The organism is Acidocella sp. (assembly GCF_013044125.1).
Taxonomy (GTDB): domain Bacteria; phylum Pseudomonadota; class Alphaproteobacteria; order Acetobacterales; family Acetobacteraceae; genus Acidocella.
Genome location: NZ_JABEVC010000052.1, coordinates 1 through 12,610, shown reverse-complemented (window position 1 = coordinate 12,610; position 12,610 = coordinate 1). Strand labels below are relative to the sequence as shown.

Annotated in this window: 14 protein-coding genes and 1 riboswitch; of the genes, 7 read left to right on the top strand and 7 right to left on the bottom strand. The window is 63.7% G+C overall.

The genetic code is table 11. The features are described 5' to 3' along the window. A partial coding sequence (locus HKL97_RS02955) for a prephenate dehydratase domain-containing protein (protein ID WP_291422614.1) occupies positions 1-522 on the top strand: 522 nt, incomplete at its 5' end. 4 nt (positions 523-526) lie between these two features. Beyond that, on the top strand, positions 527-1,309 hold the full coding sequence (locus HKL97_RS02950; protein WP_291422613.1) for a class III extradiol ring-cleavage dioxygenase: 783 nt from the start codon (positions 527-529) through the stop codon (positions 1,307-1,309). An 84-nt stretch (positions 1,310-1,393) separates the two neighbouring features. Here the strand turns inward: HKL97_RS02950 and HKL97_RS02945 are convergent, their stop codons facing one another. The 4 genes from HKL97_RS02945 to HKL97_RS02930 form a co-directional block, all read right to left on the bottom strand. Continuing rightward, positions 1,394-1,963: a hypothetical protein gene (locus tag HKL97_RS02945; protein WP_291422612.1), complete on the bottom strand. Its 570-nt coding sequence runs from the start codon at positions 1,961-1,963 to the stop codon at positions 1,394-1,396. 64 nt (positions 1,964-2,027) lie between these two features. Next, the gene (locus HKL97_RS02940) at positions 2,028-2,579 is read right to left on the bottom strand and encodes an REP-associated tyrosine transposase (protein ID WP_291422611.1); all 552 of its coding nucleotides are present in this window, start codon (positions 2,577-2,579) and stop codon (positions 2,028-2,030) included. 132 nt (positions 2,580-2,711) lie between these two features. Further along, the gene (locus HKL97_RS02935; protein WP_291422610.1) at positions 2,712-3,611 is read right to left on the bottom strand and encodes a slipin family protein; all 900 of its coding nucleotides are present in this window, start codon (positions 3,609-3,611) and stop codon (positions 2,712-2,714) included. 16 nt (positions 3,612-3,627) lie between these two features. Further along, a complete protein-coding gene (locus tag HKL97_RS02930) occupies positions 3,628-4,077 on the bottom strand; it encodes a MaoC family dehydratase (RefSeq protein WP_291422609.1) in 450 nt (149 codons plus the stop codon). A 44-nt stretch (positions 4,078-4,121) separates the two neighbouring features. Here HKL97_RS02930 and HKL97_RS02925 point away from each other — a divergent pair, with 44 nt between their 5' ends. Continuing rightward, entirely contained in the window at positions 4,122-5,369 is a 1,248-nt protein-coding gene (locus HKL97_RS02925) for a DNA recombination protein RmuC (RefSeq protein ID WP_291422608.1), read from the top strand. Continuing rightward, positions 5,366-5,947: an SCO family protein gene (locus HKL97_RS02920; RefSeq protein ID WP_291422607.1), complete on the top strand. Its 582-nt coding sequence runs from the start codon at positions 5,366-5,368 to the stop codon at positions 5,945-5,947. Before HKL97_RS02925 ends, HKL97_RS02920 begins: the two co-directional genes overlap by 4 nt. Before the next feature lie 17 nt (positions 5,948-5,964). Here the strand turns inward: HKL97_RS02920 and HKL97_RS02915 are convergent, their stop codons facing one another. Continuing rightward, entirely contained in the window at positions 5,965-7,167 is a 1,203-nt protein-coding gene (locus HKL97_RS02915) for a pyridoxal phosphate-dependent aminotransferase (protein ID WP_291422615.1), read from the bottom strand. 127 nt (positions 7,168-7,294) lie between these two features. Between HKL97_RS02915 and lpdA the strand changes: the two genes are divergently transcribed. Then, the gene (lpdA, locus tag HKL97_RS02910) at positions 7,295-8,686 is read left to right on the top strand and encodes a dihydrolipoyl dehydrogenase (protein WP_291422606.1); all 1,392 of its coding nucleotides are present in this window, start codon (positions 7,295-7,297) and stop codon (positions 8,684-8,686) included. Positions 8,687-8,689: 3 nt separating this feature from the next. Continuing rightward, complete coding sequence (locus HKL97_RS02905; RefSeq protein WP_291422605.1) at positions 8,690-9,412, top strand: pyridoxine 5'-phosphate synthase; 723 nt, start codon at positions 8,690-8,692, stop codon at positions 9,410-9,412. Between the two features lie 86 nt (positions 9,413-9,498). On the opposite strand, the gene HKL97_RS02900 is transcribed toward HKL97_RS02905, so the two are convergent. Together HKL97_RS02900 and HKL97_RS02895 are read right to left on the bottom strand one after the other, a co-directional pair. After that, the gene (locus HKL97_RS02900) at positions 9,499-10,389 is read right to left on the bottom strand and encodes a J domain-containing protein (RefSeq protein WP_291422604.1); all 891 of its coding nucleotides are present in this window, start codon (positions 10,387-10,389) and stop codon (positions 9,499-9,501) included. 264 nt (positions 10,390-10,653) lie between these two features. After that, positions 10,654-11,418, bottom strand: coding sequence for an ATP-binding cassette domain-containing protein (locus HKL97_RS02895; protein WP_363238267.1), 765 nt, complete (start codon positions 11,416-11,418; stop codon positions 10,654-10,656). A 136-nt stretch (positions 11,419-11,554) separates the two neighbouring features. Continuing rightward, a riboswitch (glycine riboswitch) is annotated at positions 11,555-11,657 on the top strand. A 170-nt stretch (positions 11,658-11,827) separates the two neighbouring features. On the opposite strand from HKL97_RS02895, the gene gcvT reads away from it, so the two are divergent. Then, positions 11,828-12,610: glycine cleavage system aminomethyltransferase GcvT (gene gcvT / locus HKL97_RS02890; RefSeq protein ID WP_291422602.1), on the top strand; the 783-nt coding region annotated here is incomplete at its 3' end.

Here is a 12,610-nt window from a genome sequence, read left to right as displayed (position 1 = left end):
GTAAGGCGGTTGATCCGCGAGCTGGGGGCGGGGGCGGTGGTGGCATATGACACCGCCGGGGCGGCGGAGATTGTTGCCGCGAAGAACAGCATAGCGGATGCGGCGATTGCCTCATCGCTGGCGGGGGAGCTGCACGGGTTGCAGATTTTGCGGCGCAATGTGGAGGATGAAACCCACAATACGACGCGGTTTTATGTGATGGCGAAGGAGCCGGTTGTTTTGGCGCCGGATACGCCCAATTTGATGACGACGTTTGTGTTTAACGTGCGCAACGTGCCCGCGGCGTTGTTCAAGGCGCTGGGCGGGTTTGCGACGAACGGCGTGAACATGACCAAGCTGGAGAGCTACATGGTGAACGGCACTTTTACCGCGACGCAGTTTCTGGCGGAGGTGGACGGACACCCGGCGCAGGAAAAATTGCGCCTGGCGTTTGAGGAACTGGCGTTTTTCTCGACCGAGATAAAGATTTTGGGCACTTATCCGGCGGACCCGTTCCGCCTCGCGCAGCGGGCGGGGGGCTAGGGCGATGTTGCCAGCCCTGTTTTTGAGCCATGGCTCGCCGATGATGGCGCTGATGGACACGCCGGCGCGGGATTTTCTGCAAGGGCTGGGCGGGCTGCTGCCCCGGCCGAAGGCGATTTTGGTGGCCTCGGCGCATTGGGAGACGCAGACGCCGATGCTGAATGCGCCCGCGCGCAATGATACGATTCATGATTTTTATGGCTTCCCGAAGGAGCTTTACACGCTGCATTATGCCCCGCCCACCGCGCCGGAGCTTGCCGAGCGGGTGGCGCAGAGCCTGCGCGCGGCGGGGTTTGCCGCGGGGATAGACACCGCGCGCGGGCTGGACCATGGGGCCTGGGTGCCGCTTTTGCTGGCGTATCCGCAGGCGGAGATTCCGGTGTTGCAGCTCTCGGTGCAGTCGCACCTGGGGGCGGCGTATCACCATGCCCTGGGGGCGGCGCTGGCGGGCTTGCGGGCGCAAGGCGTGCTGGTGGTGGGCAGCGGCAGCTTCACGCATGATTTAAGGCGGTTCCGCCGGGGGATGCCCGAGATTGACGCGCCGGAGACGCCGGATGTGACCGCGTTCTCGGACTGGATGGATGAGAAGCTGCGCGCGGGGGATGTGGCGGCGGTGGTGGACTACCGGCGGCTGGCGCCCTTTGCGGCGGAAGAGCACCCGACGGAGGAGCATTTGTTGCCGCTGTATGTGGCGATGGGCGCGGCCGGGGCGGGAGCGGCGGTGAAGCGGCTGCACAGCTCGACGGAGTATTCGTTTTTACGGATGGATGCTTATGCGTTTGGGTAGGGGGTTTGCCGTTTTGGGATGATGCCGGAGCGGATAGGGTGGGCTGGCGAAAAAGGGGGATGGGTGGCGCTGCGCTTACCCATCCTACGGGGGGTAGGCTTCCACCTTAACCCGCGGTAATGGCCAACCTGCAATCCAATATTCTATCTCGCATCCCGTCGTGGAGATCGTGTTGAAAAGATAATGTTTAGGGTCTCGGTTACCCAATCCATTTAAATTTTCCAAAAGAAATTTGATGTTACATGAAAACTTTCCAGGGGGGTTGGCGGAAGTTATAAGAATATACCCGTTATCTCTGCCCCCTAGTTTTTTAATGTCGTCACGAATAGAAGGGAGTTCTCTTTCGCCATTCACGCTTCGCCAGTTCTTCATCTCAAAATAATGAGATTCTTCGGCACTTTTGATGATTAAGTCGGTATTACCCTCTCGTTCGATGGTTGCGTCGAAGAGTGGCAATACAGCCCGCCATATTAGAAATTGATGATATCTCTCATTTTGTATTCTGTCTAAACCACCATGCTCGTTTCTTTGTGATACTGCAGCACGGATCAAGCAGTCCTCAGCCTGGAGCGATAAGCCGCCGAGTTTGACGACATTTTCTAAAACGGAACACATTGTTTTGTCCTTTACAAGAAGGGTAAAATTATTGTTCACCGCGATCTACATCAATGGCTTGACCGGGATAAGATAAGCAGCCGTAGGATGGGTGAGCGCAGCGCTACCCATCGGCTTTTTGCGTCCAAGCTTCGCCCATATCATTCAGCGTGGCGCCGCTGCCGGCCCAGGCCGTTGGGTAAAGCCCGATTTTCACCGCGCGGTGAAATGATGAATACTGCCACTGCGCAACCTCGGTAACGAGGCCGTGTTTCACGGGGTTGAAATGGATATAGTCCATATGCGCGGCGTAATCTTGTTCATCGCGGATGGTATGTTCCCAGAACCGCCGCTGCCAGATCCCGCGCTCGGCCTTGGCGCGGCGGCTTGGCGAGCGATATTCGTCTTGCGGCATTTCCTTGGAAAATGTGGTTTTAATCGCCTGCCACCGTGCTGAAAAATCCGCGTCACCTTCGGGTAAAGTCCATAGGCAGTGCAGATGCTCCGGCAGGACTACCCAGGCATCAATGTGAAATGGTGCGTGGGTTTTAACCTTGTGTACCGCTTTGCGCAGGATATCGATATGTTGCACGAGAAGTGCGTGACGGCGGTCATGCAGGTTGACGGTGAAAAAATATGTGCCGCCGGGGAGCCTGTTGCGCCGGTATGCCGTCATGCAGGATGATGCCTAATTCGATTGAGTGGGGTTGGAAAAAAGGGATGGGTGGCGCTGGGCTTACCCATCCTACGGGTGGGGGCAAAATAGGGATGGGTGGCGCTGCGCTTACCCATCCTACGGGTGCCTCTTTTAAGCCTTTGGCACCGAGCTGCTGCCGGGCGGGGGGGAAAACATTGTTGCGGATAAAGGTTTGGGGCGGTCGGGGTTGTTGACGTTCAGCGCGATGCTGGCGCCAAGGGCGTTGGCCATGCCGGTGGGGACCAGGATGGTGACGCCGCGGTCTTTGTTCATGTCGTAGATCAGGCCCATCTGGCGGATTTGCAGGGCGACGGGGTTGTTCTCGTAGATGCGCGCGGCGTCGGCGATTTGTTCGGCGATGGCGACTTCGGCGCTGGCGAGGGTGACGCGGGCCTGTTTCTCTTTTTCGGCCTGGGCGTTGCGGCTCATCGCGTCGTTGAGTTCGGGGGGGATTTTGACGTCGCGGATTTCAACCGAGATGTCGCCGATGCCCCAGCCGTCGGATTTTTTGGTGATGAAGGCGCGGAGTTTCTCGTCCATCGCCTCGCGGTTGGAGAGGATGTCGTTAAGGGTGGTGGCGCTGATGACTTCGCGCAGCGAGGTCTGGGCGATCTGTGCGATCATGTTGCGGTAGTCGGTGAGTTCGGTGGCGGCGCGCTTCACATCGGAGACGCGCCAGAACATGATTGAGTCCATGGTGACGGAGACGGCATCGGCGGTGAGCGTGTCCTCGGCCGAGATGCGGGTGCTTTGGCGGCGCGTGTCGACCACGGTGTAGACCAGCTCGAAGGCCGGGATGAGGAAGTAGAGGCCGGGGCCGCGCACGCCGGCGTAGCGGCCAAGGCGCAGGACCACCGCGCGCTCCCACTCGGCGGCGGTGCGCAGGGTGAGGGCGAGGATGACGCCGATGAGCACGATGACGCCGCCGATGACGGGGTTTTGCAGCAGGTAGCCGAGCGCGGCGCCGGCGAGGATGACGAGGAAGGCGATGAGGGTGACGGCGCTGTTCATGGAGGGGGTCCTTTGTTCAGGCTGATCGTCTGGCGATGATAACAGAGCTGACCATTTCCAGCACGATATCATTATTCTGGTTGAGCGTGGTGAAGCGGTTGGTGACAACGCCGCTGCCGGGCCGCTTGGCGCTGGGGCGCACGGAGAGGACTTCGAGGCGCAGGCGCAGGGCATCGCCGGGGCGCACGGGTTTGGGCCATTTGAGTGATTCGCAGCCCAGGCCGAGCGCGCCGGGGGCGGGGTTGTAGAAGCCGGCGGTGATGAAGCGGTTCATGGTGAGGGCCGCGGTGTGCCAGCCGCTGGCGATGAGGCCGCCGGTGATGTCCTGGGCGGCCACCGGGTCAACATGCATGGGCTGGGCGTCGTATTTTTCGGCGAATTCGATGATTTCGGCCTCGCTGACCGTGAGCGGCTCGCTCTCGAAGACTTGGCCGGGGTGGAAGTCCTCAAGGTACTGGTAATCCATGCTGGCAGCTCCCGCGAATCGTTTAACCTTGCTAGGCTGTTAGCATGAACATGCAACTCCTGCTCCTGTTTTTGGTTGGGCTTATCGGCGTGGCGGCCATGGTTTTTGGCTGGGCGGGGTGGCGGGCGGCGCGCGCGGCCCCGGAGCGGCTACAACTGGGGCTGGAGAAGGTGCTGGCGGCCAGCCGGGCGGAGGCGGAGTTTTTGCGCGCCAGCCTGGCCGCGATGGAGGGGCGGCTGGCCGGGGCGATCCAGACCGGGACGACGGATGCGCTCTCGAAGGCCTTCGCGCAGATAAGCGGGGCGACGCAGAACATGGCCAACGCCGTGGAAGGGCTGCGCCGGACGGCGGCGGAGGATTCGCAGCGGACCATCGCGCTGCTGGAGACGCGGCTGGGGGCGATCCAGACTTCGGTGAACGAAAAGCTGCACGAGGCGGTGGAACAGCAGATGACCAACAGCTTCGCCCGCGTGCTGGAGCAGTTTGCCCAGGTGCAGCAGGCGATGGGGGAGGTGCAGTCCGCCGCCGCGCAGATAGGGGATTTGAAGCGGATATTCTCCAATGTGAAGACGCGCGGCGGCTGGGGCGAGGCGCAGCTGGGCGCGATGCTGGAACAGGTGCTGCCGCCCGGTGCGTTCGAGCGCAATTTCGCGCTGCGGGAGGGGCAGCGTGAGCGGGTGGATTTCGCGCTGCGGATGCCCTCGCGCAGCACCTTGTGGCTGCCGGTGGATTCCAAATTCCCGACCGAGGATTATGAGCGCCTGCTAAACGCGGCGGAGAAGGCAGATGTGGAGGGCGAGCGGGCGGCGCGCGAGGGGATCGCCGCACGGGTGCGGCTGGAGGCCAAGAAGATCCGCGAGAAATACATCTGCCCGCCGGAGACGGTGGAGTTTGGCGTGATGTATCTGCCCAGCGACGGGCTGTTTGCCGAGGTGGCGCGGATTCCCAACCTCATCGACGAGATACGGGTGCGCGAGAAGGTGATTATACTGGGGCCGACGCTGTTGCCCGCGATGTTGCAGACCATCCACCTTGGGCATATCACGCTGGATCTGGAGAAGCGGGCCGGGGAGATCGGCAAGCTGCTGGGGGCGACGCGCGCGGAGATGACCAAGATGGACGATGTGCTGGGCAAGCTCGCCAATAACGCCGCGGCGATGACGACCAATATTGAAAAGGCGCGGGTGCGTACGCGCGCCGTGGGCCGGGTGCTGCGCACGGTGGAGATGGTGGAGGCCGGGGCGGCGCAGAGCCTGCTCGGGCTGGAAGCCGATGAAGAGGAAACAGCATGATCCGCCGCGCCTTTTTGTTGTTGGCCTGCCTGGCGCTGAGCGCCTGCCACCATACCCTCTCGCCGCAGGATGTGAGCGTCGCCGGGCTGGTGCCGGACCTCGCCTTCAATATGACCGATGTGAATACCGGCAAGCCGGTGAGCGCGGCGGATTTCAAGGGCGAGGTCACGCTGTTGTTCTTTGGTTATACCAACTGCACGGATGAATGCCCGGCAACCATGTATAACGCCGCGCGCGTGCTCAAGCAGATGGGCGATGCCGCCGCCAAGGTGCGGGTGGTGTTTGTCACCGTGGACCCGGACCGCGATACACCCGCCGTGCTGGCGAAATATACCAGCCAGTTCGGCCCCAACTTCGTAGGCCTGCGCGGCACCGCCGACCAGCTCTATGCCCTGGCGCGGCGCTACCGCGTGGTGTTCTCGGTCAGCAAAACGCCGGTCTATACCGTTTCGCATTCCGCCGCTGTGTATGTGTTCAATGCCCGGGGCAAGCCGCAGTTCATCATCGCGGGGCTGGATACCAACACACCTGATATTGCGGGCATCGCCGCGGATATTGCCGATGTGGTGAAGCAATAACCCGCGCTGCGCGGGGGTTATTGCAGCGTGGCGCAGAAGGCGGCGATGCGCGCGCAGGCCCGGGCCAGGGTGGCTTCTGAGGTGGCGGTTGAGATGCGGATATGTGGGCTCATGGCGAAGGCCGCGCCCTGGACGACGCCGACATGGGCTTCATCGAGCAGGGCGGCGGTGAAATCAGTGTCGTTGGCGAGGCGGCGCCCGGCCGGGGTGGTTTTGTTAAGGCAGCCGGCGATGCTGGGGAAGACGTAGAAGGCGCCCTCGGGTTTGTGGCATTCGATGCCGGGGATTTGGTTCAGGAGGCTTACGACGAGATCTCGCCGGGATTGGTAGGCGGCGGCGCGCTCATGCAGCAGCTCCTGCGGGCCTTCGAGGGCTGCGAGTGCTGCGGCCTGGCCGATGGAGGAGACGCCCGAGGTGGCGGTGGCCTGGACCACGGTGCAAGGCTTGATGAGCGCGGGCGGCAGGGCGGCGAAGCCGATGCGCCAGCCGGTCATGGCGTAGCTTTTGGAGACGCCGGTCATGGTGACGGTGCGATCGGCCAGATCCGGCGCGATGGCGGCCAGGGTGGCGTAGTTGAAATGATCGAAGAGCAGATGCTCGTAGATGTCATCCGAGAGGACCCAGATGCCGGGGTGGCGGCGCAGGACCGCGGCGAGGGCTTCCAGCCCGGCGGCGCTGATGGCGGCGCCGGAGGGGTTGTTGGGGTAGTTGAGCAGCAGGAGCCTGGTGCGCGGCGTGATGGCGGCTTCCAGATCCTCGGGCTGGAGGACGAAGCCTTTTTCCTGCGGGCAGGGCACGAAGACGGCGGTGCCGCCGGCGAATTGGATGGTTTGCTCGTAGCCGGCCCAGGCGGGGGCGGGGATGATGACTTCATCCCCGGCGTTGATGACGGCCATGACCACGTTGAAGATGGCCTGTTTGCCGCCGTTGGTGATGAGGATGTTGGCTTGCGGCACATCGAGTTTCTGGTCGCGCAGGTATTTGCGGCGCACCGCGGCCCGCAGCGCCTCGGTTCCAGCCAGGGGGGGGTATTTGGTCTCGCCGCGAAGCGCGGCGGCGTGGGCGGCCTCCACCACATGTGCGGGGGTGGGGAAATCCGGCTCGCCAAGCGAGAGGGAGATGACATCATGCCCCTCGGCGCGCAGCGCGCGCGCGCGGGCGGCCTGAGCGAAGGTGGCGGCGAGTTCGGTGCGGCCCACGCGGGCGGAGAGTGCTGGCATGGCGGGGAGATAGCCATGGGCCGCCGGAGGAGGCAAGCCAGGGGTGCGCGCACTGAATTGCTTGAGGCGGGCCGCGGGGCTATGAGGCCAGCGCATCTTCCTGCAACCAGCAAAGCGGAGTGGAAAAATGGCTGAGACTTTCGACCTTATCGTGATTGGCTCCGGCCCGGGAGGTTATGTCTGCGCCATTCGCGCGGCGCAGCTTGGCATGAAGGTCGCCTGCGTGGAGAAGCGCGCGACGCTGGGCGGCACCTGCCTGAACATTGGCTGCATCCCCTCCAAGGCGCTGCTGCAGTCCTCGGAGGTGTTTCATCAGACCGCGCATGGGCTGAAGGACCATGGCATCGCGGTCGGCGAGGTCAACTTCGATCTGGCCCGCATGCAGGCCCGCAAGGGCGAGGTGGTCAGCGCCAATACCAAGGGCATCGAGTTTCTGTTCAAGAAGAACAAGATCACCTGGATCAAGGGCGCGGCGCGCTTCATCGGCCCGAATGCGATCGAGGTTGGGGGCAGCGCCTACAGCGCCAAGAGCATTGTCATCGCCACGGGCAGTGAGTCTGTGCCGCTGAAGGGTGTTGAGGTTGATGAGAAACGCATTGTCACCTCCACCGGGGCGCTGGAGCTGGATAAGGTGCCTGGGCGGCTGGTGGTGATCGGCGGCGGGGTGATCGGGCTGGAGCTGGGCAGCGTGTGGGCGCGGCTGGGCGCGAAGGTGACGGTGGTTGAGTTCCTCGAGCGCATTACCCCCTTCCTGGACGGCGAGATTTGCAAGGCGTTCCAGCAGTCGCTGACCAAGCAGGGCTTCACGTTCAAGCTGGGCCATAAGGTGACCGGCGCCACGACGGGCAAGGACGGCGTGACGCTTACCATCGAGCCGGCCAAGGGCGGCGCGGCGGAGACGCTGGAGGCCGATATCGTGCTGCTGGCGATTGGCCGGCGGGCCTATACCGAGGGGCTGAACCTAGCTGCGGCCGGGGTGGCAACGGATGCGCGCGGGCTGGTGCTGACCGATGCGCATTATGCCACCAACGTGCCAGGGATTTATGCGATCGGCGATGTCATCGCCGGGCCGATGCTGGCGCACAAGGCCGAGGAAGAGGGCGTGGCGCTGGCCGAACTTCTGGCCGGGCAGGCCGGGCATGTGAATTACGATGCGATTCCCGGCGTGGTGTACACCTGGCCGGAAGTGGCCAGCGTGGGCAGGACCGAGGAAGAGCTGAAGGCCGCCGGGGTTGCCTACAAGGTGGGCAAATTCCCCTTCATGGCCAACGGCCGCGCGCGCGCCATGGGCGAGATGGAGGGGTTTGCGAAGGTGCTTTCCGACAAAACCACGGACCGGCTGCTTGGCGCGCATATCATCGGGCCGGACGCGGGGACGCTGATCGCCGAGCTGGTGACGGCCATCGAGTTTGGCGCGTCGGCCGAGGATGTTGCGCGGGTCTGCCATGCGCACCCCACTTTGAGCGAGGTTGTGAAGGAAGCCGCACTGGCCGCTGATGGCCGCGCGCTGCATATCTGACGGATGAGCGGATATATCAGGCTTGGCGTTAACGTCGACCATGTGGCCACGCTGCGCAATGCGCGCGGCGGCGGGCATCCGGACCCGCTGAGCGTGGCGAAGGCCTGCGTCGCGGCGGGGGCGGATGGGATTACGATTCATCTGCGCGAGGACCGCCGCCATATCCGCGATGCCGATGCGGAGGCGATTTGCGGCTGGGCCGCGGTGCCGGTGAATTTCGAGATGGCGGCGACGGCGGAGATGACCGCGATTGCGTGCAGACTGCGCCCGCATGGGGTTTGCATCGTGCCGGAGCGCCGCGCCGAGATTACCACCGAGGGCGGGCTGGATGTGGTTGGCCAGAGCGAGGCGCTGCGGCCGATCATCGCGCGGCTGACGGCGGCGGGGATTGTGGTGTCGTTGTTCGTGGACCCCGATCCAGCGCAGGTGCGCGCGGCTGCCGGGGTAGGCGCCGCCGTGGTGGAGTTGCACACCGGCGCCTATGCCAATGGCCATCCTGGTGAGCTGGAGCGGCTGCGCGCCGCCGCCGCGCTGACCACGCAGCTTGGGTTGGAGTGCCATGCCGGACATGGGCTGACGTTTGCCAATGTCATGCCCATTGCCGCGCTGCCGGAAATCCGCGAACTCAATATCGGCCACTTCCTGATGGGCGAGGCGCTGCTGACCGGCCTGCCGGTGGCGATTAAGGAAATGAAGCGGCTGATGGATGCGGCGCGGCAGGTTTAGAGCCGGATGACATGAGATGGAATCTCTGCGTGATTACATCTCATGTCTGAATCCGCCTCTGGATTAAAAAATAGAGCCGGATGACATCAGGTTGATCCGCCGCGCGGCTCGAAGCCCGGCTGGTCCCAGGATTTAAGGAAAGCTTCCAGTTTTTCATCGGCGGGGCCGATGACCACATGCAGTTTTACCAGCAGGTCGCCGGCGTGGTGGTGGCTGTGGGCGGGTACGCCACGGCCGCGCAGGCGCATTTCGGTGCCCGAGTCGCTATGGGGTTTGATGCTCAGCGCCACCGGGCCGGTGGGGGTGGGCAGGGTGATTTTGCCGCCGAGCACGGCCTCACGCAGGGAGATTGGCAGGTCCATGCGGATGTTCTGCCCCTCGCGGCGGAAGAGTTTATGCGGGGCGACGGTGATTTCGATCAGCGCGTCGCCGGCGGGGCCGCCGTTGCGCCCTGGCTGGCCGCACCCGCGCAGGCGCAGCACGTCGCCGCCGGTGGTGCCGTGGGGGATTTTCACGTCCAGGGTTTGGCCGTCAGGCAAAGTGAGGCGCTTGGTGGCGCCGTTCACGGCTTCGAGGAAGTCGGCGGTGAGGGCGTAGCGGGCATCCTGGCCGCGGGCGGGGCCGGCGGGGCGGCCGCGCTGCTCGAACATGCTGGCGAAGATGTCCTCGAAATTGCCGCCGCCGAATCCGCCCGCTCCGCCGCCGAAGCCGGCACCGCCGGGGCCTTGGCGGAAGCCTTGCGGCGCGCGTTCGGCACCGCTGGCGTCGATTTCGCCACGGTCATACCGGGCGCGTTTTTCGGGGTCGGAGAGCAGCTCGTTGGCCGCCGAGGCGCTTTTGAACGCCTCTTCCGCCGCCTTGTTGCCGGGGTTGAGGTCCGGGTGGTGTTTTTTCGCGAGTTTGCGGTAGGCTGCGCGAATTTGTTCCGGTGTTGCGTCTTTTGCCACGCCGAGGATTTTATAGGGATCGTCTGCCATGCGGATCATTTAGGGGCATTGCGCGGATTATAACAGGGTGCGTGCTTATATCAGCCCGCCAAGAGCATGACTCTCTGTGTTTGGTGGCGGGCTGGTATAAGCTCTTGATTTAGCGCGCGGCCGCCCCACCAGCCCCGCGCGCATACCAGTCAGCCTTAAGGCTGACTGGTATTAGAGACGGATGCATCCGTCTCTAAATTATAAAGATAGAGGGCGATTCACGCTTTCGGCTCGCTCAGGTGAGCGAACCTCAAACGATCGCGCTCAATGGCGCAGTGTGCTGGAGAGGAACTGTTTGAAGCGCGGGGATTGCGGGTTGGTGAACATATCCCCGGGTTTGCCTTCCTCCTCGGTGAGGCCTTGATGAAGGAACATCACGCGGCTGGCGACCTCGCGGGCGAAGCCCATCTCATGCGTGACGACCAGCATGGTGCGGCCCTCCTTGGCTAGGTCGCGCATCACTTTTAGCACCTCGCCGACCAACTCGGGGTCAAGCGCGGAGGTTGGTTCGTCAAACAGCAGCACATCGGGTTCCATGGCCAGGGCGCGGGCGATGGCGACGCGTTGCTGCTGCCCGCCGGAGAGCTGCGCCGGGTAGGCGTGGTGCTTGGCGGCGAGGCCGACCTTCTCGAGCATGGCCTCGGCCCGGGCGGCGGCGGTTTTTTTGTCCAGCTTCAGCACATGGATCGGCGCCTCCATGACGTTTTGCAGCACGGTCATATGCGCCCAGAGGTTGAATTGCTGGAACACCATGGCGAGGCGCGCGCGCAGGCGCTCCACCTGTTTGGGGTTGGCGGCGCTACGGGCGTTTTTGCCCTCGCGCATCTCGATCAACTCGCCTTTGATGCGTACGCGGCCCCGGTCGGGCATTTCCAGCAGGTTGATGCAGCGCAAAAACGTGCTCTTGCCCGAGCCGGAGGCGCCGAGAATCGCGATCACATCCTGGTCATGGGCGGTGAGCGAGACGCCCTTCAGCACTTCGAGGGTGCCGAAGCGCTTGTGGATGTCCTCGACGGCGAGGGCGGGGATGGGCGGAGCCGGCTCGGACATGCTGAAAAACACCTTATATCTGAACGATTCATGACTGGGCTGCGGAATTACTTTGGAATAACGCCGGAATGCAGCTTTGCAAAACCCGTGCCCTGCGTCACTATGTAATCGTCCTTATTCGGACGCAGGAGAGTGCGGGGGCCTTTGGGCTAGTTTCTCGCCGCCGAAGGCGCAACCGGCCCCCGGAAACGCTCAGGCAAAAGGGCTGCGTGGTTGAGCGGGACGCTCTGGAGAGCCGGCGGGCTGATGCCCGCCGCACCGACGGGGTCAAGGGTTGAGGGTTGGCCCTTTGCCCGAATCTCTCAGGTTCCCAAACAGAGGGGGGTCAGTTTGCCCGGCACTTGGCGGGGCGCTGATTGGTTCTGGGGGAATTGCGTTGGAAACAGCATTGCTGAAAACACCATTGGATGCGCTGCACCGCCGCCTGGGCGCGCGTATGGTGGAGTTCGCCGGGTATGAGATGCCCTTGCAGTATTCGGGCATCATGGCCGAGCACCAGGCGTGCCGGGAGGGTGCGGCGCTGTTCGACGTCTCGCATATGGGCCAGGCGCATATTGTGGATGCCGGGGCGTTTGAGGCGCTGGTGCCGGGCGATATTGCGGGCCTGCGGCCGGGACGCCAGCGTTATACGCTGCTGCTCAATGAGGCAGGCGGCATTATTGATGACCTGATGGTGGCGAATTTTGGCTCGCATTTGCAACTGGTGCTGAACGCCGGGCGCAAGCATGTGGATCTGGCGCATATCCGGGCGCATGGCGTGGCGATTATCCCGCATTTCGAGCGGGCGCTGGTGGCGTTGCAGGGGCCGAAGGCGGCGGCGATGCTGCCCGAGGGGGCGGCGCTGAGGTTCATGGATGCGGCGGCGCTGCGCGTGGCGGGCATTGCCTGTGTTGTCACCCGCTCGGGCTATACCGGGGAGGATGGTTTCGAGATCGGCTGCGCGGCGGAGGATGCGCAGGCGCTGGCCGGGTTGTTGCTGGCGCGCGGCGCCACGCCCGCCGGGCTGGGGGCGCGAGACTCCCTGCGGCTGGAGGCGGGGCTTTGCTTGTATGGCAATGACATCGACGAGGGGCGCAACCCGGTTGAGGCGAATCTGGCGTGGGCGATTGCCAGGTGCCGCAGGAGCGATTGGGATTTTCTGGGCGCCGCCCCGGTGCGCGCGGCGCTGGAG